Annotated in this window: 10 protein-coding genes; 8 read left to right on the forward strand and 2 right to left on the reverse strand. The window is 45.9% G+C overall.

All coding sequences use genetic code 11. The features are described 5' to 3' along the window. Positions 1–6: 6 nt before the first annotated feature. The 8 genes from DUW71_RS06705 (at position 7) to DUW71_RS17795 (ending at position 12918) form a co-directional block, all read left to right on the forward strand. Positions 7–1773: an HsdM family class I SAM-dependent methyltransferase gene (locus DUW71_RS06705; protein ID WP_267896654.1), complete on the forward strand. Its 1767-nt coding sequence runs from the start codon at positions 7–9 to the stop codon at positions 1771–1773. Then, positions 1773–3110, forward strand: coding sequence for a restriction endonuclease subunit S (locus tag DUW71_RS06710; protein WP_119394480.1), 1338 nt, complete (start codon positions 1773–1775; stop codon positions 3108–3110). Before DUW71_RS06705 ends, DUW71_RS06710 begins: the two co-directional genes overlap by 1 nt. Positions 3111–3126: 16 nt before the next feature. Then, entirely contained in the window at positions 3127–3777 is a 651-nt protein-coding gene (locus DUW71_RS06715; RefSeq protein ID WP_119394481.1) for a hypothetical protein, read from the forward strand. 30 nt (positions 3778–3807) lie between these two features. After that, entirely contained in the window at positions 3808–4158 is a 351-nt protein-coding gene (locus DUW71_RS06720; RefSeq protein WP_119394482.1) for a hypothetical protein, read from the forward strand. Positions 4159–4221: 63 nt separating this feature from the next. Further along, complete coding sequence (locus tag DUW71_RS06725) at positions 4222–7470, forward strand: type I restriction endonuclease subunit R (protein WP_119394483.1); 3249 nt, start codon at positions 4222–4224, stop codon at positions 7468–7470. A 49-nt stretch (positions 7471–7519) separates the two neighbouring features. After that, positions 7520–11227: a reverse transcriptase domain-containing protein gene (locus DUW71_RS06730; protein ID WP_119394484.1), complete on the forward strand. Its 3708-nt coding sequence runs from the start codon at positions 7520–7522 to the stop codon at positions 11225–11227. A 43-nt stretch (positions 11228–11270) separates the two neighbouring features. Then, the gene (locus DUW71_RS06735; RefSeq protein ID WP_119394485.1) at positions 11271–12320 is read left to right on the forward strand and encodes a hypothetical protein; all 1050 of its coding nucleotides are present in this window, start codon (positions 11271–11273) and stop codon (positions 12318–12320) included. Between the two features lie 382 nt (positions 12321–12702). Further along, complete coding sequence (locus DUW71_RS17795; protein ID WP_233546062.1) at positions 12703–12918, forward strand: hypothetical protein; 216 nt, start codon at positions 12703–12705, stop codon at positions 12916–12918. Here the strand turns inward: DUW71_RS17795 and DUW71_RS06745 are convergent. After that, entirely contained in the window at positions 12915–13808 is an 894-nt protein-coding gene (locus DUW71_RS06745) for an alpha/beta hydrolase family protein (protein ID WP_119394486.1), read from the reverse strand. The two genes, DUW71_RS17795 and DUW71_RS06745, sit on opposite strands and share 4 nt — an antisense overlap. 146 nt (positions 13809–13954) lie before the next feature. Then, entirely contained in the window at positions 13955–16909 is a 2955-nt protein-coding gene (locus DUW71_RS06750; RefSeq protein WP_119394487.1) for a chitodextrinase, read from the reverse strand. Positions 16910–17103: the final 194 nt, after the last annotated feature.

Consider the following 17103-nt stretch of genomic DNA (forward strand, 5'->3'; position numbering starts at 1 on the left):
TTAGGATTGTCCCAAAATTCCATTAACTTTACCCCGCGCGACATCGTGCGCCTGACTACATCGTTGGTGTTTATGGAAGATGACGATGCCCTAACCAAGCCAGGCATCATTCGCACCATTTACGATCCAACGGCCGGTACCGGTGGCTTTTTATCGTCTGGCATGGAATACGTGCACGAGTTAAACCCTAATGCGGTAATGCGAGCCTTCGGCCAAGAGCTCAACCCCGAGTCATACGCCATCTGTAAAGCCGACATGCTCATTAAAGGCCAAGACGTTAGTCGCATTAAACTAGGTAATACGCTGTCTAACGACCAGCTACCGAGCGAGCAGTTCGACTACATGCTGTCTAACCCACCATTTGGTGTAGATTGGAAAAAGATTGAAGGCAGCATTAAAGACGAACACACCCTTAAAGGCTTCGATGGTCGCTTTGGTGCCGGCTTACCACGCGTATCCGACGGCTCATTGCTGTTCTTAATGCACCTTATTAGCAAACTAAGGCAAAGCAGCGAAAACTCATCCGGCGGCCGCATTGGCATTATTCTTAATGGCTCACCATTGTTTACCGGTGGCGCAGGTTCTGGCGAGAGCGAAATTCGCCGTTATATTCTTGAAGCCGACTTGCTCGAAGCCATTGTCGCGCTGCCAACCGATATGTTCTACAACACTGGCATTGCCACCTATGTATGGGTACTGAGCAATAAAAAAGACCCAGAGCGCAAAGGCAAAGTACAGCTCATAAACGGTGCTGGCCTCAGCAGTAAAATGCGCAAGTCACTGGGCTCAAAACGCAACTACCTAACCGACGAAGAAATTCGCACCATTACCCGCAACTTTGGTGACTTCGAAGTGGTTGAAAGCAAAGATGCCGACAAAGCATTTGCCGCCAAGATTTTTAACTCATACGAGTTTGGCTATCGCCGTTTAACCATTGAGCGTCCGCTGCGCTTGCGAACAGAAATGAGCGACGAGGCAATCGCCACGTTGCGCTTCGCACCCAAACCATTCAGCACGGTAATGCAGGCGGTGTTCGACAAGTTTGGCCAAACCTGGCTCGACGCTAGTGGCGATGCGACCGACCACTACGCTGTGCTCAGCAATGAAGACGGCACGCTCGAAGCCGAAGTGCGCGCCATGATCAAAGCCGACTTCCCAGAGCTAAAAGAAAAACAAATCAAAGACGTGCTTGCCAGCAAACTTTGGTTTAGCCAGTTGCAGTTATTTAACAAAGCCAAGCAGCTGCAAGGCGAGATTGGCAAAGCAGTGAGCCTAGACTTCAACGACTTTGACCTACAGCTAAAAGGCGCTCTGAAGCAGACCGGCATTAAACTCGATGCCAAAGAGAAAAAACAACTCATCGCTGCCATCACAACCAAAGATCAAAACGCTGAGCCGATCGTGAAGAAAGTGCACAAGGCCGAGCCAAATCCGCTTTATGGTCTATTCGAATACCAAGGGAAAGTTGTTGAATACGAACAAGACGGCGACCTGCGCGACAACGAAAACGTGCAACTAGACCCTAGCGTGACCAATGCCGAACTCATCGAAACCTATTTTAAACGCGAAGTACAACCGCACGTACCCGATGCTTGGATCAACGACAGCAAGCGCGATGATAAAGACGGTGAAATCGGTATTGTTGGCTACGAAATCCCATTTAACCGCCACTTCTATCAATATCAACCACCACGCCCGCTAGAAGAGATTGATGCTGATTTAGATTCGGTAAGCGGTGAGATTATGCAGCTACTACAAGAGGTGCATTCGTGATGGGGAGGTATGCAGCTTATCCGAAGTATAAAGAATCAAGAATTGATTGGTTAGATGTAATTCCTAGCCATTGGAAAACGAGTAAGCTTCGGTATTTATTTACTTTTGGTAAAGGGCTAACAATAACTAAAGAAAACCTAGTGGAAGAGGGTGTTCCGGTTATTAACTACGGAGAGGTTCACTCAAAGTATGGATTTGAGGTTAATCCCACAGTTCACGAGCTCAAGTGTGTTCCGTTTGAATATCGTGATCATTCGCAATTTGCTTTTCTATCAAAAGGCGACGTTGTTTTTGCAGACACATCAGAAGACTTAGAAGGGTCTGGAAACTTTTCTCAGGCAAGTACAGATGAAGAGTTGTGTGCAGGTTACCACACGATCATTGCACGACCATATTGCCGGCAAGCATGGCGTTATTATGCTTATCTACTTGATAGTTTAGAGATTCGTACGCAAGTTCAGCATGCGGTTAAAGGTGTTAAAGTCTTTAGTGTTACGCAAGCGATATTGCGTGGTATTTCTACTTGGCTCCCGCCCATCGATGAAAGAGAGCAAATCGCCAACTTCCTCGACCATGAAACCGCCAAGATTGATGCGTTGATTGAAAAGCAGCAGCGGTTGATTGAGCTGCTAAAAGAAAAGCGCCAAGCCATCATCAGCCACGCCGTCACCAAAGGCCTCGACCCAAACGCCCCAATGAAAGACTCCGGCGTCGAATGGCTAGGGCAGGTGCCGGCTCATTGGGAAGTAGTACAGCTTCGAAGGATATCCTCGCTGGCACAAGGCCTACAGATACCCCAGAGCATGAGGAGAACTGAACTTGCTGATGATTGTGTTGAATACATAACTGTTAAGTCAATTAATTCTCCTTCAAATGAAAAGGAATATATTTATAAGCCAAGTGCTCGGGTTTGCTGTAAACCAGAGGATATACTTTTAGCTCGAACAGGCGCAACGGGCCAAGTAGTGACTGGTGTTCAAGGTGCATTCCATAACAACTTCTTCAAGGTTGAATATTCTGATCAAGTGGAATACGAGTTCTTGCTAAGTTTGCTTGGCGTAAAGGAGCTTACAGACCATCTATTAATGCTAGCAGGGACAACAACAATCCCTGATTTGAACCATGGTGCTTTTCTAAGCACAAAAGTAGCTTTGCCACCAAAGCCTGAACAGTTGGATTTAGTCAACCGACTTAGAGAGACCGAAGTCTTATACTCAAATATGCTCAGTACCTCATTTAAGCAAATCGAGTTGCTTAAAGAACGCCGCACAGCACTAATCTCAGCAGCTGTCACCGGAAAAATTGACGTTCGCGATTGGCAGCCTTCAAAGCACTAAAAAACGGAGGTGCTTGGTGACAGAGCCTATTACACAGTCCATTAATTGGTTAACGGCAACTAAAGATGTTGTCTCAATCGTCGGGGCGCTTGGCGCTCTGACGATTGGCTCATTTGGTTTATTCACTTGGCGACGGCAGTTGCAAGGCACAAGTGAATATGAGCTGGCGAAAAAGGCAGTACTAAAAGCCTACGAGCTACAGAATGCAATCCAAGCGGTCAGAAACCCAATGCTGTATTTGAAAACGGATGAGGTGGAATCTGGCAATCATGTGCAAGCAGAGCAACAAGTGTACGACGACAGAATGGCAAAAGTTCGCGAAAAATGGGCCGAGCTGCAAACTGTTCGGCTAGAGGCCAAAGTCATTTGGGGCGGCTCGGCAGCCGACAGCTTTAATGAGCTACAAGAATGCATCGGCAAACTGAACGCGAGTATATGGCTACATTTTTGGATGAAAGGCGCTTATGCTGGGCCTGCAGTCACCGTCGACAACAACCCTCAACGGGTTGCAGAGAATGACAAGGTTATCTACTACATGGGTGATGACGACGAGTTCAGCCAAAAGCTAAGCAATGCTGTAGCCAGTGTTGAAGGTTTTTTTGGTAGCAAAATTAGAGCTAAAAAAATGAAAAAGCCCAAAGCCAGCTCAGAAAAGACTGAAGGCTGAAACCAATACCTATATTACTGAGGACTAGTAATGGGAAAATTTGATCAGAAGCTGCTTGAAAGTGATATTGAAGTTGCTTTGAAATTCTGTAAATGGATGAAAAATTTCCGCTTCATTCTCGCTGCAGCCATTGTCGTGTCTTACTTCTTCTTTAAAGATTGGTTGGCTGAAATTTTGCTCGTAGCTGTACTGATCTTATTGCTCTTCCCACTTGGTTTCTTCGATGTATTTATCCAAAAGTTACTGGAGTACAACACTCAGATTTTGGAAGACAGACTTCGGTTAAACGCCACCGAAGCAAATCAGCACTTCCAGAAACTGTTTGATAAAGTTGAGTCGCTTGAAATCATGCAGGACGATTACTACAACGATCGCAGTTAACTAAAAAGGCATTCAAGGCTGGCGCGCCAGCCTTCACAAGAATTAAATAAGTGAAGCAAGGTTATGGCAAACGACACCAGCAAAGAACAGGTTTTCCAAGACGACATCATTGACCAAATGATCGCCAACGGCTGGCAGCGTGGTAGTGCTGCTGACTACAACCGCGAGCGCGCATTAATGCAGGCGGATGCCTTGGCATTCGTGCAATCTACCCAACCGAAAGAGTGGGAAAAGCTTGCCAAGGTGTTCCCACACGATACCGAGCAGCATTTTTTAGATGCGCTGGTTAAGCAGTTAGCCAAAGCTGATGAAAACGCCACTGATGTTGCCTCGCGTACTTATGGCACCTTGGGTGTATTGCGACATGGGCTGAAGATTCGTAATGCCCGCTTTAAGTTGTGTCAGTTTAAGCCTGAGCATGGCTTAAACCCAGATACCTTGGCAATGTACCGGCAGAACATTTGCCGAGTGGTGCCTGAGGTGACTTATAGCCCTTATGCCACCGCAGAGCACTTAGCCGAAACTGGTAAAAAGGCGAAGAACTGGCGAATAGACTTAGTGCTATTCGTTAATGGCTTGCCGGTTTCGACGCTAGAATTAAAGTCAGAAATGAAGCAGTCGGTCGAGAAGGCCCTGCACCAGTACAAAACCACTCGCTTTGCCAAAGATCCAATCACCAAAAAGCCAGAACCACTATTAACCTTTAAGCGTGGTGCTTTGGTACATTTTGCCGTTAGCCAATACGAAGTGTATATGGCGACCAAACTAGAAGGTAGCGATACCTTTTTCTTACCATTCAACAAAGGCACGAATGGTGGTGGGGCAGGTAACGAAGTACCAGATAACCCAGAGCAGTATGCCACCGACTATCTGTGGAATGAGGTGCTAACGCCAGATAATTTGTTGAACATCATTGGTCGCTTTATACACCTGCAGATTGAAGACAAAGAAACACCTGAAGGGCGCAAATACAAAAAAGAGACGCTTATCTTCCCTCGTTATCACCAATGGGATGTTGTTACCAAACTAGTTGGCGCGGCGATTGAAGAGGGTACGGGTCAAAAGTACCTGATTCAACACAGTGCTGGCTCGGGTAAATCGAATTCGATTGCCTGGACGGCACACCAGCTATCAACCTTACATGACGATGCCGGTAACAAGCAGTTCGACTCGGTGATTGTGGTTACCGACCGCACCGTGTTGGATGATCAGCTACAAGACACCATTTACCAGTTTGAACATGCCGATGGAGTAGTTGGCCGCATCAACAATAAAGAAGGCGATGGCTCTAAGTCTGAAAAGCTAGCGCATGCGCTCGAAAGCGCCCAGCCAATTATTATTGTGACCATTCAAACCTTTCCGTTTGTACTAAAGGCAATTGAAAACTCGGTGACGCTTAAAGAGCGCCGCTATGCCGTGATTGCCGACGAAGCGCACTCATCGCAAAGTGGTTCTACCGCACGACAGCTAAAAGAAGTGTTGATGAGCGAGCAGGCAGATGATGATGTAGAGTTGTCGTCAGAAGATATTTTGGATGCTTCGATTGCCGCGCGCCGAGGTAATGCCAACCTTAGTTATTATGCCTTTACCGCCACACCAAAAGACAAAACCCTGCAGCTATTTGGTCGCTTGCCAAACCCAGAATTACCGCCGCCAAAACAGAATAAGCCAGAGGCCTATCATGTTTATTCAATGCGCCAAGCGATTGAAGAAGGCTTTATTTTGGATGTGCTGCAAAACTACACCAACTACAACGTGGTGTATCAGCTAAAACAAAAAATGGAAGCCGCAGACCAGGAAGTGGATGCCGGCCGCGCCAAGGTAAAACTGAATAACTGGGTGCGCTTGCACGACCACAACATTAGCCAAAAAGTGAAGGTGATTGTTGAGCACTTCAGCAAAAACGTAAAAGGCCTGTTGGCGGGGCAAGCCAAGGCCATGGTGGTGACTAGCTCGCGTAAAGAAGCCGTGCGCTACAAACAGGCTTTCGACCGTTATGTAGCAGAGAACGGCGTAAAAGGCGTTAATGCCATGGTGGCGTTTTCGGGTGAGGTAGAGTTCAACCGCAACGATCCAGACTGCGAAGCATACATTGGTGACAAGTTTACCGAAATCAATATGAACCCAGAGCTGAAAGGTCGAGATATGCGCAAGGCCTTTGATAGCGATGACTACCAAGTCATGTTGGTCGCTAATAAGTTCCAAACCGGCTTCGACCAACCCAAGTTGGTTGCCATGTATGTCGACAAGAAGCTTGCTGGTGTTGAGTGCGTACAGACGTTATCGCGTTTAAACCGTACCTACCCTGGCAAGAAAGAATGCGGCACCTTCGTACTCGACTTCTTCAATGAGCCGCAAGACATACTCGACGCGTTCCAGCCGTATTATCAAACCGCGCAACTAGAAGATGTGAGCAATCCAGATCACATTTTTGATATGCAAGAAAAGCTCAATGCGAGTGGCATATACCTTCAACGCGAGGTTGATCAGCTTGTTACCGCGTTTTACGGAAATAACAAATCAAACGCAGCTGTTTCAAACATATGTAGACCCGCAAAGGATCGCTGGGAGAAGCGCTATGCCAGTGCCATTGAATCGTACAAAACAGCAAAAGAGATGTTTGAACGCACCAAAAAAACTGGCGACGCGGTACTAATTGCCAATGCCGAGAACAGCCTTAAAGAACACAAAAAAGAAAAAGATGCGCTAGAAATCTTTAAAAAAGATTTAGGCAGTTTTGTCCGTTTCTACGAGTTTATGAGCCAGATTGTTGATTACGACGACAAAGAGCTAGAAAAACTCAGCCTGTTCGCACGTCACCTGCGAGTAATGTTGCGCGAGCGCGTGGTAGAAGAAGATGAAGTCGACCTTGGCAATGTTGAACTTAGTCATTACCGCTTATCTAAAGTTCGCCAGCAAGATATTAAGCTGCAAGAGGATGCCGACGACTACAAACTACAGCCTGGCAACGAGAGTGGCACTGCTAAGCCAAAAGACAAAAAAGAAGAGTTCTTGTCGCAAATTATCGCCAAGCTCAACGAGGTGTTCATAACCGAAAACCTCACCGATAGCGACATGGTGAACTACGCCTACACCATCACCGACAAGGTACGCGAAAACAACGATGTTATGCACCAACTCCAAAACAACACCCGCGAACAAGCCATGCTAGGCGACTTCCCACGCGCCCTAGACGACGCAATCATGGCCAGCGGCGACGCCCACCAAGAGCAAATGATGCAATTGCTTAGCGACCCCAATAGAGGCGAGCGCTTTGCAAGGGTGATTTTTGAGTTGTTGAGTAGGAAGTAGGGCTGATTGTATATCGGTATCGCCAAATTTTGATTTTTAAGGAATGTTTGTGAAACTAATTGACGGTAAATACAGGCTTATTAGACCAACATTAAACCATTTGTGTGATGAAGTAGTTATCGCTCAAGCCTGGAAGAAAACACATTCATATATTAGGTCATTCAATTGGTATGCCGATACCCTAGAGCTCGACTCATCAGCAATGAGGGTTCAAAAGAACTGTTCGAAGTGGGCAGAGCAGTTGGATTCTGGGTTTGCGCTTACTCCTATGGAGTTAGTACCTGCTGCGAAAAGTGAACAGTGGGGCTTCAGTAACGATGGAGTATGGCAACCTGTGGATGAAAGGGCTGGTGGAAAAATACCTCTACGGCCACTTGCTCATTTAACTATTAGGGATCAGACGCTCGCAACTACCGCAATGCTCTGTCTTGCTGATGCAGTTGAGAGTCGGCAGGGGAAGTGTGATTTAGATTTTGTGGAAGCACGATCTAAGGGAGTTTACAGTTACGGAAATCGCCTTCTGTGTGATTGGAAAGGAACCAACAATGCTTGGTTTCGCTGGGGGAACAGTGAAACTTACCGAAAATTCTTTGTCGACTACCAGAACTTTTTAAATAGACCATTAGTGCTAGGTAGGCAGCTCGCTGACACTTTAGGGAGTTCGGACGAGGTATTTGTTGTTAATTTAGATATCTCTCAATTCTTTAATTCAATTGATAATAAAACTCTAATTAAGCGCTTAGAGGATATAGTAAAAGCAGTCGACCAGGAGCAAGATCCATTATTTTGGGATAAATTGAGAGAAATTACTGACTGGGAATGGTCCGAAGATAGCAAGGCTTTGGCAGCTATATCTGGAATGAATGAAGATTCACTCAACTTAGGCCTACCTCAAGGCTTGGTAGCATCAGGCTTCTTCGCAAATGCATACCTGTGTGAGTTTGACTCTCATATTGGGAAAAAATTATTTAGCGAAAATGCTTTTAGCGAGTCTCGTCGAATTATATTACATGATTATTGCCGTTATGTTGATGATCTGCGGTTGGTAGTTTCAGCAGAAAATGCAGCCGTTGAAGAAATAAAAGAAGAATTAGTTAAGTTTGTTAATAAAATGCTTCTTGATTACGGTGGTGAAAATCTTTCTGTAAATGATAGTAAAACTAAAGTTACACTATTGTCAGACCTAGATAACGAAGGGAGTATGTCAAATCGGGTTGCAGCAATCCAATCGGAGTTAAGTGGCCCAGTCGATAGAGACTCCATAAAATCTGTTTCCTCAGCTTTAGAGACGTTATTAGTTACAGATGACCCATTACCAGCGGTAACAGGCAAAGATAGTGAACTGATAAGGCTAGCGAGCTTTGATCATGATGTCCGACCAGATACGTTAAAGCGTTTTGCTGCAAACCGTTTTGAATTAATGGCTAGAAGTAAAAGGCGTTTGTTAGATTGTGAGCACGTCAGCACGATTAGAGCTGATGCAGAAGATGAATTACTTGCGAAGAAACTGATTTTCGCTTGGATGAAAGACCCGTCATTAGGGATAGTGCTTCGAAAGGCTATGGAGATTTACCCTGACGCGGATATTTTTGAATCAGTGTTAAATTCCATTTTTGAAAGAAGTAGCTTGAATAGCAAGCGTTCCGATAACGTGACCTCTGCTATGATGGACTACCTTATGGCAGATATATTTAGGGCAGCATCAGACTTTAACGGGTATTTCCAGAGAATCGAATATTCAGGTTCAATAAAACCTGATGAGCTTTTGCAGCTGCTAGTAAGCTATGCTCAAAGAGTGGTGAGTTATTATGCTGTTTCTGATAGCTCTAAAGGATTTCTATTTAGGCAGGCTTTGATGCTATTGGCCGTTGTCAATAGACCATTTCTATCAGACCAAGGCAGTAATAGCTTTAAGCTGCATAGCGGATTGCACAAGATTTTAGCCAACGACAATGTCGAATTTGATGAAGATTATATAGCGTTGTATGAGATTGCTTGCCAAATAACTGGTGACTATAGAACATCAATGGCTAATCTAATGGAAAGTATTAAGGGGTTTTCCGTCGAGCGAAAATATGAGGTGCTGTCAGAGTTTGCTATATCGGGTGGGAAATGTTGGCATCAAATATGGAGGTTGTTGAAGTTAAGTAACCAAGTTGGACTGATCAAAAAGATTAAATGGGCTGAGCCAGTAAAGCCGGCAAAGCTTGTAAGTAGTAAGCAAAGGCTGTCTAGAGTTATATCTTCTCTAAACGAAAGCAATCTGCTAGAGCATAGTGTTATTGAGCTCGGGTTAGAACTAGTTAAGTGCATAATTAAAGATCCAGAACTTTCTCTTTCGCGGGTTCCGCCTTCGGCAATTGATGTGACAATTGATGGTAGTTCTGATTGGGCGGAATTTTGGCAAGCCAAAATAAAGACATTAAAAGTCACTACGACAAGAGGTCGTGATCCAAGATTTGAAATTCCTAAGTGGATTGTGCATGAAGAAGATAAAGATGTACTTAGTGAGCAGCAAAAAATCTATTGGATTGGTACAATTCTTAGGGCGTTGATACTAGGTAATTCGGACTTTACAGGAATGCTATGGAGCGAGTCTGAAACTATTACATATTATGGTGTAAAGAGCTCCTGGTATAAGCGTAGAATGGGAATGTTGCACTCTCCGGAAGCGTTGACTGGTAATTACGCAACTGTAAGTCAATGGACCTCTGAGTTACTCATGTTTTGTCTACAATGGCCTGGATTCGAGTCAACTTACTTACGCAACTCAAAGATTTTGAATATTGAAACGCTTGATGACCTAAAAATGTGCCTTCAGGAGCGCAAAGGTTATATGGCCTCACTAGTTTGCAGAACTTCAAACTTGCCGACGATACCTACTGCTATTTACCGACCGGAAAGCAATCGAGAGCTATTCCGCATTGCTACAGTGCAACAATTGCAACCTACTTCTGCTTTGTTTAAAAAGTATGGACCAGAGCTAAGCCAAAGCGCTGCTCGTGCCATTCACCGTGATCACCTGTCTACTATTTGTAAACTGACATTAAATACACTAGTTGCTAAATCTGAGGCTGATGGGAATACGAGTAAACCGTACTGTGATTTGATCGTTTTTCCGGAAGTATCTGTGCATCCGGATGATGAAGACATTATTCGCCGTCTAGCAGACAAAACTAACGCCATGATTTTTGCAGGCTTCGTATTTGAAAATAAGGAAGGAAAGTTAGTTAACTATGCAAGGTGGCTTATTCCTTCCTATTCAGATCAAAAGCGACAATGGATTATCCGAGATCAAGGTAAGCAACATATGACAAAGCCTGAAAAGAAAATGGGTGTTCAATCACATCGGCCTTGTCAACATTTACTTGAAATTCATGGATATGGTGAGAAACCTTTTACAATGTCGGGAGCTATTTGCTATGACGCTACTGACATAAAGCTTTCAGCAGATTTACGTGATAAAACAGACCTGTTCGTTATTGCAGCACATAACCCAGATGTGAAAACGTTTGACAATATGGCCGCTGCTTTACAATGGCACATGTACCAACATGTTGTAATCTGTAATATTGGTGAGTATGGGGGCTCTACGATACAGGCTCCATATAAAGAACATTATGAAAAAGTGATTTCTCATGTTCACGGATCTGGACAAATTTCAGTTAATATGGCTGATATTGATCCTTATGCCTTTACTCGCGAAGTTTCAGAATACAAAAAGGTTAAGACTCCTCCAGCAGGATTTTCTCGATAGTTATTCTAAATAATAAATTCTAAATATTAGCGGAGTGTCGTTGATGAAAAGCAAAGTGACTAGTTTTGTTAAATATAACCTAATGGTAATTCTGACTTTTATTTTCATTGGATGTGCATCGATAGACAGCGGCCGTTTCAATGCTGAATTCCGTATTATTGCTAAGCAGGATAGTATTAAAGAGACAGGCTTTACGCGTTTTTGTGATCGCGCTAGTGCCGTGAAGGTCGAATGCAACGCACTAGAGTGGCGTCGCTATCAGAGTATTGGTGGCAAGCTAGATCGATTAAAAGAGATAGTGGATGTCGATGGTATATATTTGTACGTTCCTGTAATTCTTGAGACTGGTGAGGAATACCTCTATAAGATAGAGAGAGAGGCTTATAGTAATCAAGTATTAAGTTCCGTTGAGGCGCAATTTTTAAATGAGGCTATTGTAGAGAAAGTGGTAGTTGGCTCAAGTTCCGCGTTGAATAAGGAATCAGAATACCCAAAGAGTGAGCTTTTGTTTGAAGGTAGTGAGGTTATAGTTGTAAGGCGATCACGAGATAGTGAAGTATATTTTATTAATGGAAGGCCATACCCGGAGCGCAATATAGAAAACGCAAGGTTAGCAGCAAAATATTTAGGTAACAATCATCTTGTTGCTGAAGAATATTTCAGTTTAGATATGGAGTATGATGAAATAGATAGTGTTTTAGAATATAGTGATTTTACTGTGGGAAATAACGAATTTAGCTTCAATGCGATTGTGTTTATCTCTGAGAATCGAATAGGAGTGTTTCCTTATGTTATGGGAACAAAAATCAAAGATCTTCCTATTGAAACCACGGTTGCGTATGGTGATGTTCGCATACATGGAAAAGTTGATATTGATGATACTGTCGACGATCTTTTAGGTGATGATCAAGATGGTTTATTTCCGATCAGTGTGGATGAAGATTTAATTGATACACTGGAGTTACTTTCGAATATTGAAGGTGCTGTGTTTCGTGTACGAAGCCCCCTTGGGTATGTTGACTTGAAATTTAGTTCCGACGATAGACAAAAACTTGCAAAGCTTGCGTTTACGCTTAGGGTTGCAGGATATTAGTGAGTTGTCGAAGATTATATTTTTTTTGGTTTTAATTTGAGGTCTGAATTAATAGTGGGTTGGTAGTTTCTATGCTTTGTATAAATTTTTTATTGGTGTGTATTATCTATTAAGGGTGACTTGGATTTGGTTTAAATTTAATGTTATATTATTTAATTGCTATTAGGAGGCTAGGCAATGTGTATTCCTAATATTTTTTTGAGAGGCGTGATTTTGAGATGGTTTTCAAGTTTTGTTATACATAGGAGTGGATGTATATGCTAGATTGCGCGCGGAGCGTAGATTTCAGATGCAGTCAAAAAAAGAAAACGAAATTAGACTTACATAATAATTGCGTGATGTACGAAGCCATGTCCCGCACCGGCTGAGCTGGATTTATTACTTGTCGTTTATCTTTTTAACGGCATTTATCTTCTTAAATATGATGGTGGGTACCATCTTGGAAGTCATGGGCGAAGAGCATGAAAACTTCCGCGCCGAAGCGCACGGCGAGAGCAAAGAAGGTGGCGAACCGGCTAGCCGTGCCCAAATTGAAAAACTAGAAACTGAGCTAGCCGAAATTAAAGCGCTGCTGCAATCGAGTCAGCCAAAAGGTTAGCGGCCATCCAAAAACGCCTCAATGGTGGACAGGGCGTCGGGCGCTAAGGCTTGCTCGCCTTGCCATTGAAACTTTAACCAGTCCCAGAATCCTAGTTGGCGGTTAGGGAACTTGTTGGCATCGAGCAGTTGGTGTGTACCATTTTCGATTACTTTAACGGTCACATTTGGATTTGGCTGGCTTTGCCAATAACTCAGCTGGGCTTGCGTGTCGACGTTGGCATCTTTGTCGCCCCAGATTAGCAGTGAAGGGATATTGATGTTCTGATAGTCGCTGGTGGCATCGGCTTTAAAGTTGTTGAGGACAAACCAGCGGCGTTCATTGCTTGGTATCGCATTGGACGCAAGCTGTTGCTCTAGTAGTGCCACATCAGCGAGATAGGCTGCCTCGTCACCAGCAAGTCGATTATAGTAGCGCCCTTGATCAATCCAATTGCGCGCAAAGCCCACGCCAATTAAAAAGCCGATGTGTTCGGATGAATCTGCTAACGCCGGGGCTACCCAACCACCTTGGCTGAAAGCGAGTAGGCCTGAGTTGTTTGGTTGTATGCTAAGCAGTGACTGCAAGTACTGAGTGCCCGCTAATATTTCAGCTTGTCGGTCGGACATGGTTTGGCGCAACCAGTTGCCAGATGAGTCGCCAACGCCTGGTTTGCTCCAGCTAGCAACGTAATAGCCTTGCTCGCGAAGTGCCTGCCAATAAAGTGGGTAGTAGCCATTACTGTCGTAGTTGGCTGCCCCATCACCGTGCACAAATACTATCAATCCGTTTACTTCATCTGTTTTTGGCGCCAGATACTCGCCCACCAGTTGATTGCCGGCATGTTCGAACTGAAATGGTGTGGCGAATAACTGACCGCAAAGCAATAAAAGTGGTACTAGTTTGTACATGGCAAGGCCTCCCTGCTAAATAGCTTTACCCTAAAGTAGTGCACCTTAAGCTCAGCTGGATAAAAAACCCGGCGGAGTGCCGGGTTTTTTATGCTTCATTATACCCCTAGCGGGTACATTGCGCCCCTAGCGGGTGCATTGTGCCCTTAACGGGTATAGGACACACCTAGTTTATCAAGTACTAGGAAGAAGTTGTCTTGACGGTCTTTAATGCCGTCTACCTTGCCGCTAATAGGGCAGGTAGAGTCTGGACAGCCACGGTTTACGATGCCTGAAATGTCATCGATAAAGCCAGTGCCGTTCAAGCCATTGTCTACGTATGCACGCAGCTCAGTTAGGTAATCCCAATCAGCGTAGGCACCTGTACCCACGTAGCCTTGTACGTCGTTCATCCAGTAGAACAAGCCAGCAATCCATTTCAGTTCTGGATGCTCTTCAGATGTACAGATCAACTGCGGGTTAGAGCAGAAGTCTAGGTTGGCATATAGCGGCTGCTCTGGCGCTGGGCGCACAGTCACACCTTCGATGGTTTCACCAACTGTCGCAGGGTCAACGTGTGAGCGACCTAGGAAGTGGTTCAATGTACCAAAGTTCTGGCGACCAGTGGTTTGAATGACACCACGGCCCCACCAGCCACAACCTTCAACTGATTTACCAGCTGAACCGTCGTGAACGAACTGACCAGCTTTCTGACCAACGTATACTTTACACTCGTCACGCTCCCAAGCTTGCTTAGAGGTGTCGATTTGCGTTGGGATCTCGCTACACCAGCCGCCACCGAAGTTCCAGTAGCCCACTGAACCATCGACTAGGATGCCAGCTTCTTCTAGTACCGCATCTGGCGCTGCGAATAGTGGTGCCGGTGCACCATACCAGCCAGCGTGTGTGGTGGCTGTCACTTCCATCTTCGGTGCGCGTGGGCACGAGTATGGGTGATCAACACCAGTTACTGGGTTTTGGCCATAGCTTGCGTAGTCTTGTTGTAGCTGACCACACGACGAGCTCAGTGGGTAGTTTACTGGATCGCCAGTGTTGATAGACCAGTTGTTTTCGTCACAAGCATTGTAGCGAATGGTCTCTTTCATTGACTGGGCGAGGAATGCGGCAATGGCAACTTTGGCATAAGTCGAGTTTGTTGCATCGTCTTTGCCTTCGTCGTATAGCCATAGCTGTTCACCAGCAATGCCCACATTGTGCATTGAGCTCAGTGCTTGCAAGAAGTCTTTCCACTTGTACACCGTAGACGGCTCAAAACGGCCTTGTGCTACTTCATACAGGAAGGCTTCGTTGTTCATCACTTGCTCTACGCCAAGTAGGTCTGCGTTAAGCGACTCAATTGACGTTAATGCTAGGCCCGTATCAATCGCGCTGTTATTGCCCTCTTGATATAGCGGGATCGTTGATGTCATGTAATCGTTGATCTTGCTATCCAAGCTCGCATTGTCGGCATCGAACAGTACCGCAAACACGTTGTGGTGGGCGGCATGGCGAAGCTTGCGCTCAGCGGATGTGGCGCCTAGGAAATAGGTGCCGGCTTGATTGGCTGGTACCGACGACAACATGGCTGGTACTTCAACGAAGTCAGACACTTGCTTAACAAAGCGAAGCGCGTTGTCCCACTTGTCGGCATCTAGCGCTGGCGTGTTCGCTGGCTTCGTGAAGGCAACGATGTCTGCTGCGTTGGCGCCGGCATATAGGCCAAAGTTATCCAGCAGATCGGCAGCGAACTTAGACGCTGCGTTCCATACTGAGCGATAACCCGTGTGGTAGTTTTGCGAGAACTCACCGATTTCGATTTCCCAACCGAATACAGCATTTGGCGCTAATTGCGTCATGATGAGGTTGTGCGCCTGCGCCCAACCACGGGCGTTGTTTTCTAGTGCATCCACACCTGAAAGCGTTACACCGGTCGCTCCGGCTGCGGCATTCAGAGCTTCTTTCACTGAGATCGTACCTAGTGATGCACCTTTATCTAACATGATGCTGTCGAGCACATTGCTACGCAACAGTACCGTCGCCGAGCCAGCATTGGCAGCGGCAATAATGGCTTCTTCGAATCCAGCTTGCAGGCCAGCAATGCTTGTAAGATCAGCTTGGTTGCTGATATTGACTACCGTTGTTGCTGGCGTGGTGTCGTTTGGCGTAGCCGCCACAATGTAGTTAGGCCAGCCTGCTACTTTTAATGGCACTGGGTCTGGTGGGTTTGGCATAGATAGACGCGCTGGCGCACCCTGTGGTGTGCCATCACAGTTTAGGAACCACTCCCAATCAGCTGGATCACCTGCTGGCTTGGTGGTAAAGAACTTGGCTTTGTAGGCGCTGTTGCCAGTCACGTAGATGTCGCCTTTGTTGGCGGTAGTGCCTGGTGTCCATTCTGGGTAGTCCACGCACAGCTCACCCGGTGGCAGCGTTGGTGGCGCTGTTGGTGTCGGCGTCACTGGCACAGCTGTAGGCGTCGCAGTTGGTGTTGCCGTAGGTGCTTGTGTCGGTGTGGCGGTCGGCGCTTGCGTTGGTGCCTGTGTCGGTGTCGCCGTCGGTGTCGCCGTCGGTGCTTGGGTTGGCGCCTGAGTTGGTGTCGCCGTTGGCGTTTGTGTTGGCGTTACAGGACCACAATCTACTTGTGTCCAGAACCAGCCTTCACGTGGTGTTTCCCATGGGCCAGGGCTGTTTTTCGCTTCCCAGCAAGCACCACCAAACTGGTAAACCGAACCATTTGTTGCCCTAGTTTCACCCGGAATAAATACCGGTACGTCGCTAGGCGGTTGAGTTGGCGTGCTTGTTGGTTGGGCAGTAACCACTGGTGTTGCCGTGACAACCGGCGTGACGACTGGCGTGGCAGTCGGTGTCGCCGTTGGCGTCGTGCCGTTTACGGCAACCCAAGCGTCAGTCCAAGCAAAGCCGAGGCCTGGCTCGTAGGCACTTAAGCCACACCAGCCTTCATAAGGAAAGGGTTTGCACTCATATATGCTACCGGCGCTGGTGACTTGGTCGCCACCGCTGTACGCAGTGCCTTCTTGCCAAGCCGGCGCTGCGTAGCTGACTGCCGATGCAGTGGCAAGGAATACCCCAGCACTGATCGACTTCATTGTTGAGAACTTCATAGAGTCTGCCTCTTTTTATTGTTTTAACAATACCTATTACGGCAGTTTTGACTCTAGAAAATTGAACAGATTTAAATAAAGTTACAATCAATTCATCTGACTTACGGTTTAGAAATGTTCATTTCTTCATCAGTGCGCTTGGCGTCGTACCAATGCTGGCTGAAATATTGAGTGATTTCTTGCGCTAGCTGGTG

This window comes from Salinibius halmophilus (assembly GCF_003577475.1).
Classification (GTDB): Bacteria; Pseudomonadota; Gammaproteobacteria; order Pseudomonadales; family Natronospirillaceae; genus Salinibius; species Salinibius halmophilus.

Coding starts and splice junctions, on each gene's coding strand:
- DUW71_RS06710 (WP_119394480.1), top strand. CDS start 1,773: ATGGGGAGGTATGCAGCTTATCCGAAGTATAAAGAATCAAGAATTGAT.
- DUW71_RS06720 (WP_119394482.1), top strand. CDS start 3,808: ATGGGAAAATTTGATCAGAAGCTGCTTGAAAGTGATATTGAAGTTGCT.
- DUW71_RS06725 (WP_119394483.1), top strand. CDS start 4,222: ATGGCAAACGACACCAGCAAAGAACAGGTTTTCCAAGACGACATCATT.
- DUW71_RS06735 (WP_119394485.1), top strand. CDS start 11,271: ATGAAAAGCAAAGTGACTAGTTTTGTTAAATATAACCTAATGGTAATT.
- DUW71_RS06745 (WP_119394486.1), bottom strand. CDS start 13,808: ATGTACAAACTAGTACCACTTTTATTGCTTTGCGGTCAGTTATTCGCC.
- DUW71_RS06750 (WP_119394487.1), bottom strand. CDS start 16,909: ATGAAGTTCTCAACAATGAAGTCGATCAGTGCTGGGGTATTCCTTGCC.